The following is an 18,611-nucleotide window of genomic DNA, read 5'->3' on the forward strand; positions in this document are numbered from 1 at the left end:
CTTACCAGAATTTGTAGCTGGCCGAGAAGGCGTACTGGCGGCCGAACAGGTTCTGGCTGTGGTTATAGCCTTCCCAGCCGTTCGGGTCGTAGTACGGTTTCTTGTCGAGCACGTTCTTGATGTTGAGGCCCAGGTTCAGGTTCTTCATCGGTTTCCAGTTGAAGCCGAGGTTCACCGTCGTGAACGAAGGCGCCCCGCCGCACAGGTTTTCCGGCAGCGAAACGCCGGCGGCCAGGCAGCTCTCCGGCGTGTTGACGGTATCGAACTGGTCGTAGGCCCACTTGGTCTTGCCCGTGTAGTTCACGAACAGGCTGGTGGTGAAATCGCGGTAGACCCAGTCGGCATTGAAGGTGCCGCGCAGGCGCGGCGAGCCGTAGTAGCCGACGTAGTTGCCCGAGAAGCCACTGCCATCCTCGTAGTCGTAGGTCTCGCGGCGGCGGATCGTCACGGCGGCGCCCAGGTTCAGGCGGCCATAGTTGCCCAGCCCGACGCGGGTGCGCGCATCGATGTCGAAGCCGTCGACCAGGGTGCCGCCGCGGTTCAGGTAGGAGTTGATCAGGCCGCCCAGGTTGCCCACCGAGTAGGTCGGCAGCGGGCCGGCGCAGGCCGCCGCGTTGGCCGGGTTGGCGCACATCGTCGCCACGGCCGCCATATTGGCGCGGTCGGCGTCGGTGAGGTCGTTGCGGATCGCCTGGGTGGTGCCGGCCAGGGCCGGGCCATGCTCGGCAACCAGCAGGGTGAACAGCTGGTTGAAGTCCTGGCGCACGATCTCGTTGCGGCGGTTGATGTACCAGTAGTCGAGCGAGACGCTGACGTCGCGCACCGGTTGCAGCACCACGCCCAGGGTGGCGATCTTCGCCTTCTCGGGTTTCAGGTCCGGATTCGGCGGCGTCAGGCCGCCCACCGTGGTCGAGCAGTTCGAGTTGAGCAGGCTGCGGCCCAGGTCGACCTCGGCGCTCGATACCGACTTTTGCAGCAGCCGCGCCATGGCGTTGGTCTCGTCGCAGCGCACGGTGTCGCGGATGCCGCCCACCTGGGCGAACACGCCGCCCTCGCCGGATTCGGCCAGGTTGGGTGCGCGGAAGCCATGCGAATAGGTGCCGCGCACCATCACGTCGGGACGCGCGCGCCACACCACGCCCAGCTTCGGCGCCAGGTTGGCGCTGAAGTTCGGGTATTTGTCGAGGCGCGCGGCGACGTTCAGTTCCAGGGTCTCCGTGAGCGGCGCCACGACCTCGCCGAACAGGGCCGAGATGGTGCGCTCGCCGTCGAACCAGGAGCCGCCCTGCTGGGTGATCAGGCCGTTGGCGGCGTCCGCATTGCCCGGGGTCTCGAAGCTCTCGCGCATCAGGCTGGCCCCGAAGGCGGCGCGCACTTCGCGGTCGCCGATCTTGGCCAAGGTGCCCTCGATCTTGCCGTCCCAGGTGATCAGCTTGGTCCAGGACTGGATGTCGAAGGTCGGATAGGCTTCTCGGATCAGCGCGGCATTGGCTTCGCTGATCTCGCCGAATTTATAGGCCGGATTGTCCGAGATGTAGGTGCGGCCCGTCACCGGATCCTTGGTGAAGGGACCGAAGGCCTTCTCGAAGCCCTTGGTATTGATGTTGACGGTCTGGTAGAGCGTCGAATGGCTGCCCGCCACCGCGACCGCGGTCTCGAACTCCCAGTCGCCGAACACGGGGCCGCGCACGCCGGCCAGGGCGCGGTAGCTCTGGTCGGTGTTCTTCTGGCCGAAGTGGTTGGTGGCGTCCTGCAGCAGGTAGTTCAGGCCGGACGCCCCGCCCATCAGCGCGGCCATCTCCGGCGCCAGCCTGCCCTTCAGGTAGACGTTGTTCGGTCCCAGGTAGGGCGTGGTGAAGGTGTTGAGCCTGGTGCCGGTATTGCGCGAGAACCAGTTGCTGGTGCTGCCGCTGTTGAACGAGGTCGGACCGTTGCGGCCGACCATCTTGATGTGGGTGTAGGCGGCTTCCGCGAAGCCTTCGAAGCCGTCCCCGAAGCGCATGCGGCCGGAGAGGAAGCCGGTCGCGCGGTCCGAGCTCGGGCCGGTGTCCAGGCCGTTGGGCAGGGTGTTCCAGACGCAGCGCGTGCCGGAAGCCTCGGTGATCTGGGTCGGGCAGCCGCCCACCGCGCGCTGCACGCGCGCATTGTTGCGATTCGGGTCGAAGACGAAGAAGGTGCCCGGATTGAGCTGGCCCGGTTCGCTGCCGACGCCGATGCGCATGTTCGGGATGTAGTTCGGGTTGTTGACGTAGAAGTGGTCGGGGCGCTTGTCGTAGGTGTCGGCCAGGGCGATGCGGTCGCGCTGGTAGACGTTGAGCGAGCCGATCACGTTGAAGCCCTGGCTGGCCAGGTCGCCGGTGCCGAACACGATGCCGCCCTGCTTCTCGCCATAGGAATCGACCCGCTCCGACATATCGTAGGTGCCGCGCACTTCCAGGCCCTGGTAGTTCTTCTTGGTGATCACGTTGATCACGCCCGCCACCGCGTCCGAACCGTACACCGCCGAGGCGCCGTCGGTCAGGATCTCCATGCGCTCGATCGCCGCGGCCGGAATCGCGTCGATGTTCACGAACATGGTCTGGAAGCCGGACGGCGCGCCGTAGAAGGACAGGCGGCGGCCATTGAGCAGCACCAGCGTGCCCTGGGCGCCGAGGCCGCGCAGATTGGCCTGCGAGCCGCCGTCCGAACCCGTGAACATCGAGCGGAAGTCCTGCTGGGCCGGACGCGCCGCCGGCAGGTTGTCGAGCACCTGCATCAGCGTGCGCGCCCCCATGTTCTCGATCTGCTTGGCGTCCACCACCTGCACCGGCGACGCGGTCTCGGCGTTGATGCGCTTCAGGCTCGAGCCCGTGACTTCCACGCGCGCCATCTTGCCGTCCTTCGTCTCCTCCGGCTTGGTGGCGGTTTCCTGCGCCAGGCTGGTCGTGGCCAGCCCGGCGGCCGCCAGCGCGGCCATCAGTTTCTTGAGTTGCATGTGTACCTCTCCTGTTGTTATAAGTGGTCTCTTTTGTTTATTGCATCGGCAGCGTGCTGACGTTCACCGCGGGTGCGCTGCCGGTCGCGGGACGGGTGAAGTTCTGGTTGATCGGGACGGTGTCGCTGAAGAAGCCGCCGTTGCGCAGGTAGAAGCGGCCGTTGCGCAGGCCGCCCGCATAGTCCATGCGCTGGCCGTTGGCGGCGGTGGCGTCGCCGGTGAAACGTGCGCTCGTGATTTCGGTCCAGGCGCCCGCCGTGCTGCGCGCCCACTGGTTGCCGTGTTCGGCCTGGCGGCCCAGGTAGCCCTTGGTGTCGATGAAATTCTCGAGGAAGGAATAGACGCCGGCGTGGTAGGTCGTCGTGGCCGGGCGCTTCCAGGTGGCGATGTAGCGCCAGGCGCCCGTCTCCGGCGCGAAGAACCAGGCCGAGAAGTCGGTGCCGCCGGCGCCGTCCGGCCGTGCGCGGGTGATGAAGCGGTAGGTGTTACCGGCCACCCAGTTGTAGACCAGGTAGGTCTGCCCGCCCGTGCCCTCGCCGCCGAATCCGTTGTCGATCACGCCGGCGCCCTTGCTGACCAGCGTCGTCTTGGCGCCGTTGTCCGCATCCCAGATGGAAAACAGCACCCAGCGCTCCGAGGGCGACTTCACCTGGATGCCGAAGTAGCCGCCATTGAAGCCGTTGGCCATGTAGTAGGAGCCGATCGCATCCTGGCCTTTCGGCACCGTGACTTCGCTGTAGAAGTACTCCGTGTTGGCGGGCACGGCGTAGCCCAGGTGGACCGAGGGTCCGCGCCGCGACCAGTAGTAGTTGGCCGCATCGTTCGCATAGTTGAGGGGCGAGTTCGTCGTGACCTTGATGGCGGAGACGTCGCCGAAGTAGCCGCCGTCCTTCCTGACGCCCTGCAGGTCGACCCGGATGTAGCCGGCCGGCAGGCTGAGGGTGCCGACCTCATAGGTTTTCAGCGCGCCTTTGGTAAGGTTGACCTGGAAAGGCGTGCCGTTCACCGTCACCTTCACCGTGCTCGTATTGCTGCCGGCCAGGCTGGCGTCCAGGCCGATGGTCGCGACGCCAGCCTCCGCCATGCGGAACCACACGCTGCTCACGGTCGACTTGGTGGTCCAGTTGGCCAGGCCGCTCGTGGTGATGATCTCCGTCGCGCCGGTGCCGGGCTTGGTGACGAAGCCGTTGCCCGGCAGGGCCACGGTGGCGGGGGTCTGGGCGGAGGCAGGCAGGCTGCCTGCACCGAATACAAACAGGGCGGTACTCAACATCAGCTTCAAGCGTTTCATCTTGTTCTCCCGGGAAGGTGGAAAAGCGGTGATGCGGTGGCTTCAGTGTCGAATCAATAACGGTCGTCGAAGGCGAAGATCGGTTTGCGGGTGCGCCATTTGCCGCCCGTGAAATCGGGGAAGTCCAGGGTATGGAAGCCGAGCGCGATCGACTGCTCGGACAGCGGCGTGATCGCGCTCCAGGTGATGGCGTCATAGATATCGATGGGCATCGGCGCGTTCTCCTTCAGCGCCTCGATGAAGGCGTGGATCACGAAGAAGTCCATGCCGCCGTGGCCGGCGCCGGCCGCCTGCTCGCCGTACTTGCGCCACAGCGGGTGGTCGTACTTCTCGAACCAGACCCTGGCGTCGTCCCATTCGTGGGGCTTGCTGATGCCTTCCACGTGCACCGAGCGGTTCAGGTCCATCCACAGGCCGCGCGTGCCTTGCACGCGGAAGCCCAGCGAATAGGGGCGCGGCAGCGAGGTGTCGTGCTGCAGGATGATGGTCTCGCCGTTGTCGCAGGCCAGGGTGGTGGTGACGATGTCGCCCAACTGGAAGCGGGTGCGGGCGTTCGGATGGTCTTCGCCGCCGTTGCGCACCACATAGTCGTGCAGGCCGGCGGCCTTGCTGGCGAAGGCGTTGATGCGGGTGAAGCGGTTGCCGCGGTTGATGTTGGTGTACATCGCGCAGGGGCCGATGCCGTGGCTCGGATACAGCTCGCCGTTGCGGCGCACCGAGTGCTCGGTGCGCCAGCGCGCTTCCGACCATCCTTTCGCCCCGAACTCGACGCCGCCGCCATAGGGTTTGGTCGGGTCGCCGCTGTTGAACTTCACGGCGCGCAGGTCGTGCTGGTAGCCGCCCTGCAGGTGCACCAGTTCGCCGAACAGGCCGGAGCGCACCATGCGCAGCACGGCCAGCACGTCGCGTCGGTAGCACACGTTCTCCAGCAGCATATAGGGCGTGCCGGTCTTGAGCTGGGCGTCGAGCACGTTCCAGTGGTCCTGCAGGCTCACGCCGGCGACTACTTCGCAGCCCACCGGGACCTTGGCCTGCATCGCGTCGATCGCCATCTGCGCATGCCATTCCCAAGGCGTGGCGATGATCACGCCATCGAGCTTGCCCGAATCCAGCATGCGGCGGTAGGCGTAGCCGTCGCCGTTCTCGCCGAAGGTCGCGGGAGCCGGCTTGCCTGCGGCCGTGACCATCTGGACCGCACGGCCCAGCATGATCGGCTCGATGTCGCACAGCGCGGCCACCTCGACGTCGTCGCGCCGCACCAGCTCGCGCAGCAGCACCTGGCCGCGCATGCCGGTGCCGATCATGCCGATGCGCAGCCGGTCACGGCCAGCTGCCGCCGCGCCGGGCATGGCGCCCGCATATAGGGCGCTGCCCGCCAATGCCGAACCGAGGGAGAGAAAATTGCGTCGCTTCATATGCTGTTTCCGTTCTGTTTTCAGAGGTCGAAGGATGTAAGAGGCCCTCCCCGTCCGCGGAGGGGCTCTTTGACTGCAAGTGTGTGAGGTGGCTTAGCGCAGCTTGAGCGTGGCGCCTTCCGTACCGGTCAAGGCGGCGTTGGCCCAGTTACCGCACGTTCGGGAAGCCTTGTCGCCCAGGGTGCGCAGGCTGAGCTGGCGCAGGCCGCGCACGTCGATCTCGGGCTTCACGACCGCCGGCGCCTTGACGATGCCGCTGTCGTACAGCAGGCGCTCGCCGCTCCAGACCTGGAAGCGCATGCTGCCCGCAGTCCGGCAGCTGTCGTCGACGCCGAGGTCGGCGCGCAGCAGCTGCCAGTTGCCGCTCAGGTCGAGATCGAGGCGGCTGTTGGGGCCGACGCCGACACCCTTGTTGAAGCGCAGGCCGTTCATGCGCATCTCTGCGGCCCCGCTGGCCGGCTTGTCGCGCTTGAGGTTCTTGGGCAGCGGCAGCTCGCTGACATACTTGCGCAGCTCGCGGCCTTCCGGCAGCTGGTGTTCGAGCACACGGAATTCGGACAGCGTGATCGGCGACACCTCGAGCGGCGCGGAGGCGTCGAAAGCGCGGGCCGGGGCGCTGCCGCCCGCCGCGGTGACCATTGGGTCAATATTGGACGCGCCGCTGCCGTCCGGGTTCTGGGTGCTCAGCACGCGGAAGCGCAGCAGGCGACCGGCGGCGGCCGGGAAGGCGATCGCCTGCGTGGTTTCCTGCAGCTTCAGGGTGCCGCGCTGTACCGGCGCGCCCCACTCGCCATTGCTGTCGGCGATGTAGATCTCGTAGTCGCGCACCTGGCCGTGCTTCCAGTTCTTGTCGTTCCTCGGCGCGATCTCGATGCCGTCCACCAGGCGACGGTCGGTGAAGCCGATGGTCCACTCGTGGGCGCCGCTCTTGACGGCCTGGCTGCGCACCGTGCGGAACCAGGTGTCTGGCTTGCCGTCGAAGGCGTTTTCAAGCGGATGGCCCGCTTCTTCGGCCGGGCGGTTCACGACGATCATTGCATCCGGCGGAAGCGCGCGGCCCGGTTTCGGTGCAGCCGGGAAGGCGTCATCAACCGATGGACGGGCGATGCCCTGCAGCGTGAAGGCAAGCGGCTGGCGGATGTCCTGGCTCGGCGCTTTCACGTGCACGGTGCCGAGGCGCTCGGCCGCGTCGAAGAACCAGCCGGCGTCCATCGCATCGAACTCGGCGCGGCTGGCGGCCTGCTTCAAGGCCGCCGCACCAAACGTCACGCCGCCTGGCTGCCGGCGGCTCGGCAGGCGCAGGCTGTAGCCGCGGCGCGCTTCCTGGCCGTCATAGCTCCCCTCGACCGGATGGATGGCGACATCCACGCGGCCGCCGGCCTCGCGCATCGTGATCTTCTGGCGGCTGGAAGCGCCTGCCTGGTATTTGCGGGTAGTGCCGTCGTCCTCGTACAGCACGTACTCGGAGTCCCCTTCCGGATAGAGGTCGAGGGTCAGGCGGTCCTTCGGCTTGTGGCCGTCGTAGAGCATCTCGGGGTACATCGGGATGATGGCGCCGGCGCGGACAAAGACCGGCAGCTTGTCCAGCGTGACCTGCAGGTCGATGTCGCGTCCCTGCTCGCCCGCCACCACCTGGCGTCCGTCCCAGTAGTCGATCCAGCGTCCCTGCGGCAGGTGGATTCCCTTGCGCCAGCCCTGGCTGACGGCCTGGCTGCGGTAGACCGGTGCGACCAGCAGATCGCGCCCGAGCAGGAATTGGTATTTGTGCGTCTCGCCGAGCGCGGCCGGGTCGTTAGGGTAGTCCCACATCAGGCCACGCACCAGCGGCGCGCCGCTTTGCTCGGCCTCCTGCGCCAGCGTGTACATATAAGGGGTGAGGCGCATCTTGAGCTTCAGGTAGCGCCGGTTGATGCTGCGGTAAGGCTCGTCGAACCACCAGGGATGCTTGCGCGCGCTGGCCGACCAGCCCGACATCCCCATCAGCACCGGCGTGAAACTCTTCCACTGCAGGTCGCGGGTATAGGTTTCGGGGCTGCCGCCGAAGATGGCGTCGACGTCGCCGGTCGCATAGGCCTGGCCCGACAGGCCCGAGCCGATCAGGGTCGGCACGTGCCAGCGGATGTAGTCCCAGCTGGCGCTCTGGTCGCCGGTCCAGGCCACCGCGTAGCGCTGGGTGCCGGCCCAGCCCATCACGGTCCAGATGAAGGGGCGGCTGTCGGAGTTGTTCAGGATGCCGTCGTAGGCGGCCTTGTTGGCGTCCAGCGAGAACTGGTAGCCCTTGCCGGTCCAGGCCACGTCGAGCTTCTGGGCGCGGCTGCCGGCCTGGCCGACTTCCCAGGCGATCTTGTCGACGCCGTTCTCGGTCCACAGGCCGGTGCGAAAGCCATGCTTCGCCAGGCCCTTCACGGTCTCGGGCAGGTTTGTATAGCCGCAGCCGTAGCCGTCGTTGGGCAGGATCCAGCCGCCCGGCATATCGTGTTCGCGGTACTGGCGCGCCACGCTCTCGATGACGTCCGGCGTCTTGCCAGTGGGGCCGTCGGTCCAGCCCTTCGGCACCGTGCCCGGCTTCTTGACGTTGTCGCCGTCGTTGTAGCAGTCGGCGTCGCCGTACTCCAGGGCCCAGCGCGGCAGCATGCGCGCACGGCCGGTCCATTCGGTATACCGGGCCAGCACCTCGCGCATCGACTTGCCGACGAAGTAATAGGCGTCGAAGCGGCCTTCCGCATGCTGCAGGGTGACCTGCTCGTCCTCGCGCAGGTCGTAGTTCCCGTCCGCCCAGGTATTGCGCAGCATGCCCCAGCCGCGTGAGCTCATGAGGAAGGGCGCCGGGTTCGGGCGGTCGCCCTCTTCCCAGCCGCCCGAATAGGAGACCGGCAGCTCGCGGCCCTTGAACTCAAAGCGCCCGTTCTGCTGGCCACCGCCATAGAAGCGTTCGTCCTTGCTGCTGGAGAGTACCTGCACATTCTGCTTCTCTTCCAGGTCGAGCGGCTGCAGCTCACGCCACAGCGGCTGGGTTTCGCCGGTGCGGTAAAGAGTGAAGCGCAGCGGCGCGCGGTCGACGCGCAGGGTCAGGGCGCTGGTGCGCAGCACCAGCTGGCCGTTCTCTTCCTTGAATTCGTGCGGCACGTCGCTTGCCGCCTGCGCCACCACGATGGGCGCCGCCTTGTCGCCCGGACCGCTCAATGCCTTGCGGCCGGCCTGGATGTGCAGCACGTCCGCGCGCGGCAGGCTGACCCGCACCTTTGCGCCGGATTCCGAGACCAGGTCCCAGGACGGGCCGTCGGCATTCCCGGGGCTGACCGTACGCAGCTTGCCGAGTGGCGCCGCGAAGGCAAGGGCCGGCAGGGCCAGCACCAGCGCGGGTACAGTAAAGGAAGGGCGCAGACGGGACGTATATTTCATGACGGTCTTTTGGTTCGTGTTGCGTTTTGATGAAGATAATGTATGAACAAAAACAAAGCTGGTCAACAAAAAGGAAAGAAAAAATACAAAAAAGTTCGAAATGACGTGCGAACCATGCTTTAAACCTTTCGTTTCACGGAATTATTGCTCGGATAGCTTTCGAAACGAGTGAAGGATGATGCGAAAAACGCACAGCCATCTGCAGGAAATGCCGCATGCATGGGACTGAGACGCTCGGCTAACTTTCGATATCTTTCGTATTTGACTTTCGCAAACTTTCTATTTAAGATTCACGACACTGAAAACTCTTTAGATATCTTTCGATGACTACTCTTCTGCAGCGAAGCCAACAAGCGTGGCGCGACATCGGTGGCCTGCATACCGCCGAGGAGATCGCACACCAGCCCGCGCTCTGGCGCGAACTGGCCGCGAGCCTGGAGGACGGGCGGGAAGCAGTCGCCGCCTTCCTGGGCGACAGCCTCGCCAATCCGCTGCAGCGGGTGATCCTGACCGGCGCCGGCAGCTCGGCCTATGTTGGCGAGATCATTGCCGACGAACTCAATGCGGCCTGGCCGGCCCAGGTGCGCGCGATCGCCACCACCACCCTGCTCACCCACCCCGAGCTCTACCTGGAAGCCGGCGCGCCCACTTTACTGGTTTCCTTCGCGCGCAGCGGCGACAGCCCGGAAAGCCTGGCCGCCGTGCACCTGGTGCGCGACCTGGTGCCCGGCGCCCGCCTCCTGAACATCACCTGCAATCCGGAAGGCCGGCTGGCGCGCGAAAGCGCACTGGACGCCGATGCCTTCAACCTCCTGATGCCGGCCGCCAGCTGCGACCGCGGCTTCGCCATGACCAGCAGCTTCACCTGCATGCTGCTGGCCGCGCTGGCGGTGCTGGGCAAGGACGTCCCGCCCGATCGCATCGACACCCTGGCCGGCCTGGCCTCGACGGCCATGCAGGCCTGGGAAGCGCCCGTCGCGGAGCTGGCCGCCGTCGAAGCCGGACGGGTGGTCTATCTCGGCAGCGGCCCCCTCGAGGGCCTGGCCAAGGAAAGCGCCCTGAAGCTGCTGGAACTGACGGCCGGGCGCGTGCCGGCCATCGCCAACACCCCGCTGGGCTTCCGCCACGGGCCCAAGTCGGTGCTGACGGAGGACGCCCTGGTCTTCGTCTACGGCAGCAGCAAGGCGCTGTCGCAGCGCTACGAGGCCGACCTGGTCGAGGAACTGCGCCGCGACGGCGTGGCCGGCCGGGTGCTGACCATCGGTGTGAATGGCGACATCGGCATCGACGCACCCGACTGGCCCGATGCCTGGCTGGCGCCGCTGTGGTTGCTGGTCGCCCAGCAGATCGCCCTGCACCAGTCGGCTGCCCTGCAGCTGCGTCCCGACAATCCTTTCGCCAGCGGCACGGTCAACCGTGTCGTCAAGGGCGTCACCATCTATCGCCATGACGAACACTGAAACGCGCGGCTACCATGGCATCGACATCGGCGGCAGCAAGATCGAGCTGGTCGCCTTCGATGCGGCCTTCCTTGAAGTCTTCCGCGAGCGCGTCGCCACGCCCGGCCATGACTTCCTCGCCTTCGTGCAGGCCGTCGCCGGGTTGGTCAGGCGCGCGGATGCGGCGCTGGGCTTCGCTGCACCCGTCGGCATCGGCCTGCCGGGTGTCGCCGACGCCCAGACCGGCCGCCAGCTCAGCTCCAACGTGCCGGCCCTGAACGGCCGCCTGGTCGCGCCCGCGCTCGAAGAAGCGCTCGGCCGGCCGGTCGTGATCGGCAACGACTGCCAGTGCTTCGCCCTGTCCGAAGCGCAGGGAGGCGCGGCCGACGGACTGCCGACCATGTTCGGCGCCATCCTCGGCACCGGCGCCGGCGGCGGCTACTGCGCCCGCGGCCTGCTGCAGCGCGGCTTCAACGGCGTGGCCGGCGAATGGGGCCACTGGTCCGTCCCCGCCCACCTGCTGGCCCGCTACGGCTTGCCCGTCATCCCCTGCGCCTGCGGGCGCCAGGGCTGCTTCGAGCGCTACGTCTCCGGCCCCGGCATGAGCATGCTGCACCGCCACCTCGGCGGCGATGGCGCGGAACCGATGGTCATCGCGGCGCGCGCGAATGCCGGCGACGCGCTGGCGCAGACGACCCTCGCCACCCACCTCGACCTGCTGGCCCACGCCCTGTCAAGCCTGGTGCTGGGGCTCGATCCGCACGCGATCGTGCTGGGCGGCGGCCTGTCCCAGCTGCCGCATCTCTACCAGCACTTGCCGGCCGCGGTGCGCCGCCACCTCTTCCCGGGCGCGCAAGTGCCGCCCGTCCTGCCGCCGCGCTTCGGCAACGCCGGCGGCGCGCGCGGCGCGGCCCTGCTGGCGCGCCAGCACATCCCTTCGAACTGAACGCGAGCGCACATGAACCAGGACCTCTCCCCCATCCAGCAACTCGTCAAGGCCCACCGCCGCGGCGAGCCGGTCGGCCTGTACAGCGTCTGCTGCAGCCATCCGATGGTGCTCACGGCCGCCATGCAGGTGGCGCAACGCTACGATACCCTGCTGCTGGTCGAAGCGACCTCGAATCAGGTCGACCAGTTCGGCGGCTACACGGGCATGAACCCGGAACAGTTCCGCAGCTACGTGCACCAGCTGGCGCACGAGCGCGGTTTCCCTCTCGAACGCCTGGTGCTGGGGGGCGACCACCTCGGCCCCAACGCCTGGCAGGCACGCCCGGCCCTCGAAGCGATGGCGAACGCCGACGTGCTGATCGCCGCCTATGCGGCCGCCGGCTTCCACAAGATCCACCTCGACTGCAGCATGCGCTGCGCGGACGACCCGGCCACGCTCGACGACGAAACCGTGGCGGCGCGTTCGGCGCGCCTGGCGGCGATCGCGGAAGCGGCGGCCGCCAATGCCGGCCATCCGCCGCCGGTCTATGTCATCGGCACCGAAGTGCCGGTGCCGGGCGGCGAATCGGCACTCAGCGACGCCGGCGCACCGACCTCGCCCGGGGCGGCCGCACGTACCCTGGAAGTGCATTGCCGCGCCTTCCTCGACGCGGGCCTGCATGCCGCCTGGCGCCGCGTGATCGCGATGGTGGTGCAGCCCGGCGTGGACTTCGACGCCAGCCACATCCAGCACTACGACGCCGCCCAGGCCGCGGACCTGTCGGCTTTCGTGGCCGGCCAGCCCGGCCTGGTGTTCGAGGCCCACTCCACCGACTACCAGCGCGAATCCAGCCTGCACCAGATGGTGCGCGACCACTTCGCCATCCTGAAGGTGGGCCCGGCCGCTACCTTCGCCCTGCGCGAAGGCCTGCTGGCCCTGTGCCAGATCGAAGACGAGCTGCTGCCCCCTGAACGCGCCTCGCGCCTGATGGGCGTGCTGGACGAAGTCATGCTGGCCAAGCCGGAGCACTGGCGCAAGCACTATCCGGGCAGCAGCGAAGAACAGCGCCTGATGCGCCGCTACGGCCTGTCGGACCGCTGCCGCTACTACTGGAACGAGGCCCCGGTGGCGGCCGCCGTGGAGACGCTGTGCGCCAACCTCGATGCGATCGAGATCCCGCTGCCGCTCCTGAGCCAGCACCTGCACGAGCAGTACCTGGAAGTGCTGCAGGGCCAGCTCGAGGCGAAGCCGCGCGCCCTGCTGGAACACAAGGTCGGCCGCGTGCTGGCCCAGTACGCGCGGGCCTGCAACCGGAATGCTGCGGCGCCTGTCAACACGACAGCATCGATCTGTTAAGCTCGGCGTTTTTGAACGCCAACCGAGCCGCCACCATGCGAAACACGACCCAACGCCGCGAAGCCATCCTCCAGCAACTGACCCGCAAGGGATCGGTCCAGGTGACCGACCTGGTGCAGGAGTTCGGCGTCTCGGCGGTCACCATCCGCAACGACCTCAGTGCGCTGGAGACACAGGGCCTGGCCACGCGCAGCCACGGCGGCGCGACGCTCACCCGCACCCCGCCGCCGGAGCAGTCGATCCGCCAGAAGGATGCGATCAACCAGGAGCAGAAGGACCGCATCGGCGCCCTGGCCGCCACCCTGGTGCAGGATGGCGACAACATCATCATCGACTCGGGCACCACCACGATCTACCTGGCGCGCCACCTGCGCGAGGCCAACGGCGTCACCGTCATGACCAATGGCCTGAACATCGCCTGGGAGCTGGCCGACACTGCCGGCGTGGAGCTGATCCTGACCGGGGGCCTGCTGCGCAAGCAGTCCCTGTCGATCCAGGGCAGCCAGGCCGAGGCGACGCTGCAGGCCTATAACTTCGACAAGCTGTTCCTGGGCGTGGACGGCTTCGATCTGCAGTTCGGGGTCACCACCCATCATGAAGCCGAGGCGAGCCTGAACCACAAGATGGTCGAGCGCGCGAAGAAGATCATCGTGCTCACCGACGCCTCCAAGTTCGGCCGGGTCAGCCTGCACCGCATCGTGCAGCTGGACCGGGTCCATACCGTCATCACCGATGCCAGCATCAGCCCGGAGTACCGCGAGGGCTTGCAGAAGCTGGGCATCGAATTACTCATAGCGGACTAAATGCTCAGCGGCAGAATCCTGACTCCTTCCGGCTGGATCACAGGCAGTATCGATTTCAGCGATCGCATCCACCGGATCATCGAAGGCCCTGCCGCAAGCGGGCACACCATCCTCCCCGGCTTCGTCGACCTGCACGTGCATGGCGCGGCCGGCACCGACATCATGGAAGGCGGGGATGCCGGCGCAGTCGTGGCCCGTACCCACGCGCGCCATGGCACCACCTCCCTGCTCGGCACCACGCTGACCGCGAAAGAAGACCACATCCGCCGCGCCCTGGAGGGCATGGCCGGCGTGATCGCGCAGCGCCCGCAAGGGGCCGCGCGCATGCTGGGCGTGCACCTCGAAGGGCCTTTCCTGAACCTGCAGCGCCTGGGCGCCCAGCCGCCCGACGTGGTCCCCGCCCGGCTTGACCTGGTGCGCAGCCTGCACGCCATCGCCCCGATCCGGGTGCTGACCATGGCGCCCGAGGTCGACAACAATCTCCTCTTGATCCCGCAATTGGCGGCGCTCGGCATCCGCGTGCAGATCGGCCACAGCGCCGGCACGTACGAAGACGGTGTAGCCGCGCTGCACGCCGGTGCGGCGGGCTTCACCCACCTGTTCAACGGCATGAGCGGCCTGCATCACCGCGAACCCGGCATGGTGGGCGCCGCCCTGGCCCATGCCGAGTACGCGGAAGTCATCCCCGACCTGCAGCACGTCGCCCCCGGCGCCTTGCGCGCCGCCCTGCGCTCCATTCCCCGCCTCTACGGCGTGACCGACGCCACCTCGGCGACCGGCATGCCGGACGGCGAATATGCGCTCGGCACCCAGCGCGTGTTCAAGTGCGGCGCCTGCGTGCGCCTGGCGACCGGTTCGCTGGCGGGCAGCGTGCTGACCATGGACCAGGCCCTGCGCAACTTCGTCGAGCTGGGCCTCGACCTTGCCGACGCCTCGCGGCGCCTGTCCCTGTATCCGGCCGACTACCTGGGCGAACACGAACGCGGGCGGCTCATCCCCGGCGCCTGGGCCGACATCGTGGTGCTGGATGAAGCACTGCGGCCAGTCGGCGTGTATGTCGAAGGCGAAGCAATCGCGCTCGCACAATAAGAAGTACAAGCACCACAAGCACAACAACACGGAGACAACATGATCACTACGCCAGAGCGCGCGCGGCGCTATCTGCTGTTCATCGCCGGCATGGGCGGCCTGCTGTACGGCATCGACGTCGGCATCATCGCCGGCGCCCTGCCCTACCTGGAGTCGACCGCCACCCTGGCCTGGAAGCTGAGCACCCAGCAGCTTTCCTTCATCGTGGCGGCGGTGCTGCTCGGTTCCGTGCTGTCCTCGCTGTTCGCCGGGGCGCTGGCCGACCTGGTCGGGCGGCGCTGGTGCATGGTGCTGGCGGGAGCCCTCTTCACCATCAGCATTCCGATGATCGCCCTGTCCGACGGCTACGTTCCCCTGCTGCTGGGCCGCCTGCTGCAAGGCATCAGCGGTGGCCTGATCGGCGTCGTGGTGCCGCTCTACCTGGCCGAGTCGCTGCCGGCGGACGGGCGCGGAAGGGGCGCCGCCCTGTTCCAGCTGATGCTGACCATCGGCCTGGTGGGCGCCGCCGTGATCGGACTCACCCAGGCGCAGCAGGTCGATGCGGTGACCCAGGCCGCCGCTTCGCTGGCGCCCGCGCAGCGCAGCGCGATGGTGTTCGCGGCCCAGGACCATGCCTGGCGCACGATCTTCTGGCTCTGCCTGGCGCCGGGCGTGGTGTTCACCGTCGGCAGCCTGGCGCTGAAGGAGTCGCCGCGCTGGCTGGCCCTGCGCAGCGGCGCGAAGGTGAAGACCGCCAGCGCGCCGGCCCCGGCCCGCGATTCGCTGGCCAGCCGCCGCTACGTGCTGCCCTTCCTGCTGGCCTGCCTGGTGCTGGCGCTCACCCAGGCCACCGGCATCAACTCGGTGCTGGCCTACGTCGTCACCATCCTGAACCAGGCCGGCCTGCCCGGCGCCACCGCCAACACGGCCGACGTGGCCCTCAAGGTGCTCAACGCCGTGATGACCGTCGTGGCCGTGGTGCTGGTCGACCGCAAGGGCCGCAAGTTCCTGCTCATGCTGGGCAGCGGCGCCATCGTCGTGGCCCTGGTGTCGGCCGGGCTGCTGTTCCGCGGCGCCGAGGGCACGCAGGTCGATGTGCGTGCGCTGATCGAGGCCCGGGTGCGCGACAACAGCCTGGCGCTGCGCCTGGACGAAGACCTGCTGGCCACGCTCGGCGCGCGCGGCAGCGCGCCCCAGCAGCTGACGGTCGCCTACGCCTACGGCCCCTTCACCAATGTGAAGTCGCTGCGCAGCGACGATCCCCTGCTGCCCACCGTCCTGCTCAAGCGCGAGGACGCCATTTCGGAAGACAGCGTGATCGGCGCCACCCTGCGCCGCTGGCACCTGAACCCCTTCGCCGACCCGGCCGACGGTCGTGCCGCGCCCCTCGTCATCGAGCGCGCCTGGCTCGGCACGGTGCCGGCCGAAGCGCACGGCTGGCAGGTGGCGCTGGCGATCTGCCTCTTCGTGGCCGGCTTCGCCGTGGGCCCGGGCGTGTGCGTGTGGCTGGCCCTGTCCGAGCTGATGCCGACCCGGATCCGCTCGAACGGCATGAGCATCGCCCTGCTCATCAACCAGTTCGTCTCGACCGTGATCGCGGCCATGTTCCTGCCCACGGTCGGCTTCTACGGCTACTCGACCGTGTTCTTCGTCGGCGCGGGCTTCTCGGTGCTCTACTTCCTGACGGCGGCCTTCCTGCTGCCCGAGACCAAGGGCAAGACGCTGGAAGAGATCGAACTGCACTTTACCGGTGCAGGCAAGCCCCAGGCGACATGAGTTTCTTTCTGCCGAGCTAGCTGGCACCATGCCTGTTCGATAAGGTCTACCATCGCTGGTCCCGTTGATCTTCAGGAGCCAGCATGGATTCGGACCAGAACAAACCCGACGCCGTCGCACCCTCGCGCCGGCGCTTCGTCAGCACTGTCGCCACCGGTATCGCGGCCTCCGCCGCGGTCGCGCCGGCGATGGCGCAGCAGGCAGGCGCCGACATGGCGAACCAGCCGCCGCCGGGCCGCGCCCGCGAGGCGGCGAAACGCTATCCGGCGCCGCCCTTCCCCAACCAGTCGCAGCCCTGGCCGGGCCTGGCCAGCAAGATGACACCGCGTCCCGACCACGGCGAGACCACCTATCGCGGCAGTGGGCGCCTGGCGGGACGCAAGGCCCTGGTAACGGGCGGCGACTCGGGCATCGGCCGCGCCGCCGTGATCGCCTTCGCGCGCGAAGGCGCGGACGTGGCCATCAACTACCTGCCGGCGGAAGAGCCTGACGCCAAGGAGGTCGTGGAACTGATCCGCCAGGCCGGCCGCAAGGCGGTGGCGATTCCCGGCGATATCCGCGACGAAGCCTTCTGCCGCAAGCTGGTCGACGAGGCCGTGCGCCAGCTGGGCGGGCTGGACCTCCTGGTCAACAATGCCTCGCGTCAGAAATCAAGCGACTCGATCCTCGACATCTCGACGGCGGACTTCGACTGGACCTTCAAGACCAATGTGTATGCGATGTTCTGGATCACGAAGGCGGCGGTGCCGCACATGAAGGCGGGCAGCTGCATCATCAACACGGCCTCGCAGCAGGCCTTCGACCCGTCGGAGAACCTGGTGGACTATTCGATGACGAAGGCGGCGGAAGTGGCGCTGACGAAATCGCTGGCCAAGCAGCTGGCATCGAAAGGCATCCGTGTCAATGCGGTGGCGCCGGGGCCGGTGTGGACGCCCTTGCAGGTGTCGGGCGGGCAGACGCAGGAGAACCTGAAGAAGTTCGGCGGCGATACGCCGATGAAGCGTCCGGGCCAGCCGGCCGAACTGGCCCTGGCCTACGTGACGCTGGCGGCGGACGAATCGAGCTTTACCACCGGACACGTCTACGGCGTCTCCGGTGGCAACGGTCAATAAAAGTCCCGAGACTGGCGCGCGCGGGCTGGGGCCAGCCCGCGCGCGACGCCCCGGCTCAGCGGCGGCTGAACCAGCTCAGGCGGGCGAACAGGGAATTCAGCGAGCGGGTCGGGATCAGTTTGCCCAGCGGCCCGGCGTAATTGCAGCGCGATGTGACAGTCATTTCTTTTCTCTCCGAAACATTGCTTAGCACAATAACCACGTTGCAATAACTCTTCTGTGCGCCAGTTCGCATAGCGCCACGCCTGCCGCGCGCGCCTCCACGCGATTGAGTCATATCATCCGAAACGCAGGGCCGGGCCCTATCCTTGACGGGTATGCCCGCCTTGCAAAGCCAACCCAACAGGGAGACAAGCCATGAGCTACGCAGATCGTGACAAATACGGGATGTACCGGAATACGCGCAGCACCGGGCCGGGCCCGGCGCTGATGGGCGCCGACACCCTGATCGGCGACAGCGTCGTCAACGCCGCCGAGGAAGACCTGGGCGACATCAAGGAAATCATGCTGGACATGCAGACCGGCCAGGTGGCCTACGCCGTGCTGGCCTTCGGCGGCTTCCTCGGGCTGGGCGAGAAGCTGTTCGCCGTGCCCTGGCAGGCGCTGCACCTCGACACCGTCAACAAACGCATGGTGCTCAATGTGGAAAAGGAACGCCTGAAGAACGCCCCCGGCTTCGACAAGGACGCCTGGCCCGACATGAGCGACGTGAGCTGGGCCAGCGGCATCCACTCCTTCTACGGCACCGACCCGGCACGCTCGGGCGCACCGACGATGGGGCCGGGGTCGAGCATGGGCGGTATGAGTGGCGGCATGGGAGCCGGCTCGGCGATGGGCAGCGGGATGGGGTCAGGCATGGGGGCCGGCTCGGCGGGCAGCAGCACCGGGGCCGGCAGCGGCCTGAGCGGCGGCGCCTGTAGCGGGACGCTGCATGGGGACTCGTACGGGGTCAGTGGCAGCCCCGACCCGCGTCCCGGGCATGACGGCGACGACAAGGACCTGAGCCGTATCCGCGGCAGCAATATCGGTTGATGTCATATGGTGGGT

At 67.5% G+C, this 18,611-nt stretch carries 12 protein-coding genes; 8 read left to right on the forward strand and 4 right to left on the reverse strand.

The features are described from left to right. Position 1: 1 nt before the first annotated feature. The 4 genes from NX780_RS01320 to NX780_RS01335 all read right to left on the reverse strand — a co-directional run bounded on the left by NX780_RS01320 (position 2) and on the right by NX780_RS01335 (position 9,082). Positions 2 to 2,974: a TonB-dependent receptor plug domain-containing protein gene (locus NX780_RS01320; RefSeq protein ID WP_258826067.1), complete on the reverse strand. Its 2,973-nt coding sequence runs from the start codon at positions 2,972 to 2,974 to the stop codon at positions 2 to 4. Positions 2,975 to 3,011: 37 nt separating this feature from the next. Then, complete coding sequence (locus tag NX780_RS01325) at positions 3,012 to 4,265, reverse strand: DUF3472 domain-containing protein (RefSeq protein WP_258826068.1); 1,254 nt, start codon at positions 4,263 to 4,265, stop codon at positions 3,012 to 3,014. Positions 4,266 to 4,318: 53 nt separating this feature from the next. Continuing rightward, a complete protein-coding gene (locus NX780_RS01330) occupies positions 4,319 to 5,680 on the reverse strand; it encodes a Gfo/Idh/MocA family protein (RefSeq protein ID WP_258826069.1) in 1,362 nt (453 codons plus the stop codon). Positions 5,681 to 5,773: 93 nt separating this feature from the next. After that, the gene (locus NX780_RS01335) at positions 5,774 to 9,082 is read right to left on the reverse strand and encodes a TIM-barrel domain-containing protein (protein ID WP_258826070.1); all 3,309 of its coding nucleotides are present in this window, start codon (positions 9,080 to 9,082) and stop codon (positions 5,774 to 5,776) included. Between the two features lie 323 nt (positions 9,083 to 9,405). Here NX780_RS01335 and NX780_RS01340 point away from each other — a divergent pair, with 323 nt between their 5' ends. The 8 genes from NX780_RS01340 (at position 9,406) to NX780_RS01375 (ending at position 18,596) form a co-directional block, all read left to right on the forward strand. Continuing rightward, positions 9,406 to 10,542, forward strand: a complete 1,137-nt coding sequence (locus tag NX780_RS01340) for an AgaS family sugar isomerase (protein ID WP_258826071.1) — start codon at positions 9,406 to 9,408, stop codon at positions 10,540 to 10,542. Further along, positions 10,529 to 11,467: an ROK family protein gene (locus tag NX780_RS01345; protein ID WP_258826072.1), complete on the forward strand. Its 939-nt coding sequence runs from the start codon at positions 10,529 to 10,531 to the stop codon at positions 11,465 to 11,467. Before NX780_RS01340 ends, NX780_RS01345 begins: the two co-directional genes overlap by 14 nt. Positions 11,468 to 11,479: 12 nt before the next feature. Further along, positions 11,480 to 12,805, forward strand: a complete 1,326-nt coding sequence (locus NX780_RS01350) for a D-tagatose-bisphosphate aldolase, class II, non-catalytic subunit (protein WP_258826073.1) — start codon at positions 11,480 to 11,482, stop codon at positions 12,803 to 12,805. A 35-nt stretch (positions 12,806 to 12,840) separates the two neighbouring features. Further along, positions 12,841 to 13,608 carry a DeoR family transcriptional regulator gene (locus tag NX780_RS01355; RefSeq protein ID WP_258826074.1) on the forward strand — a complete coding sequence of 256 codons (768 nt, stop codon included), beginning with the start codon at positions 12,841 to 12,843 and terminating at the stop codon, positions 13,606 to 13,608. Next, positions 13,609 to 14,697, forward strand: a complete 1,089-nt coding sequence (nagA, locus tag NX780_RS01360) for an N-acetylglucosamine-6-phosphate deacetylase (RefSeq protein ID WP_258826075.1) — start codon at positions 13,609 to 13,611, stop codon at positions 14,695 to 14,697. Between the two features lie 39 nt (positions 14,698 to 14,736). Further along, on the forward strand, positions 14,737 to 16,452 hold the full coding sequence (locus tag NX780_RS01365; protein ID WP_258826076.1) for an MFS transporter: 1,716 nt from the start codon (positions 14,737 to 14,739) through the stop codon (positions 16,450 to 16,452). Positions 16,453 to 16,535: 83 nt separating this feature from the next. Then, positions 16,536 to 17,564, forward strand: coding sequence for an SDR family oxidoreductase (locus NX780_RS01370; RefSeq protein ID WP_258826077.1), 1,029 nt, complete (start codon positions 16,536 to 16,538; stop codon positions 17,562 to 17,564). 357 nt (positions 17,565 to 17,921) lie between these two features. Continuing rightward, complete coding sequence (locus tag NX780_RS01375) at positions 17,922 to 18,596, forward strand: PRC-barrel domain-containing protein (RefSeq protein ID WP_258826078.1); 675 nt, start codon at positions 17,922 to 17,924, stop codon at positions 18,594 to 18,596. Positions 18,597 to 18,611: the final 15 nt, after the last annotated feature.

This window comes from Massilia agri, from assembly GCF_024753255.1.
GTDB classification, from domain to species: Bacteria; Pseudomonadota; Gammaproteobacteria; order Burkholderiales; family Burkholderiaceae_D; genus Telluria; species Telluria agri.

Excerpts from the sequence above, each read along its gene's own strand:
- NX780_RS01320 (WP_258826067.1), bottom strand. The coding sequence starts at position 2,974 with ATGCAACTCAAGAAACTGATGGCCGCGCTGGCGGCCGCCGGGCTGGCC.
- NX780_RS01325 (WP_258826068.1), bottom strand. The coding sequence starts at position 4,265 with ATGAAACGCTTGAAGCTGATGTTGAGTACCGCCCTGTTTGTATTCGGT.
- NX780_RS01330 (WP_258826069.1), bottom strand. The coding sequence starts at position 5,680 with ATGAAGCGACGCAATTTTCTCTCCCTCGGTTCGGCATTGGCGGGCAGC.
- NX780_RS01335 (WP_258826070.1), bottom strand. The coding sequence starts at position 9,082 with ATGAAATATACGTCCCGTCTGCGCCCTTCCTTTACTGTACCCGCGCTG.
- NX780_RS01340 (WP_258826071.1), top strand. The coding sequence starts at position 9,406 with ATGACTACTCTTCTGCAGCGAAGCCAACAAGCGTGGCGCGACATCGGT.
- NX780_RS01345 (WP_258826072.1), top strand. The coding sequence starts at position 10,529 with ATGACGAACACTGAAACGCGCGGCTACCATGGCATCGACATCGGCGGC.
- NX780_RS01350 (WP_258826073.1), top strand. The coding sequence starts at position 11,480 with ATGAACCAGGACCTCTCCCCCATCCAGCAACTCGTCAAGGCCCACCGC.
- NX780_RS01355 (WP_258826074.1), top strand. The coding sequence starts at position 12,841 with ATGCGAAACACGACCCAACGCCGCGAAGCCATCCTCCAGCAACTGACC.
- nagA (WP_258826075.1), top strand. The coding sequence starts at position 13,609 with ATGCTCAGCGGCAGAATCCTGACTCCTTCCGGCTGGATCACAGGCAGT.
- NX780_RS01365 (WP_258826076.1), top strand. The coding sequence starts at position 14,737 with ATGATCACTACGCCAGAGCGCGCGCGGCGCTATCTGCTGTTCATCGCC.
- NX780_RS01370 (WP_258826077.1), top strand. The coding sequence starts at position 16,536 with ATGGATTCGGACCAGAACAAACCCGACGCCGTCGCACCCTCGCGCCGG.
- NX780_RS01375 (WP_258826078.1), top strand. The coding sequence starts at position 17,922 with ATGAGCTACGCAGATCGTGACAAATACGGGATGTACCGGAATACGCGC.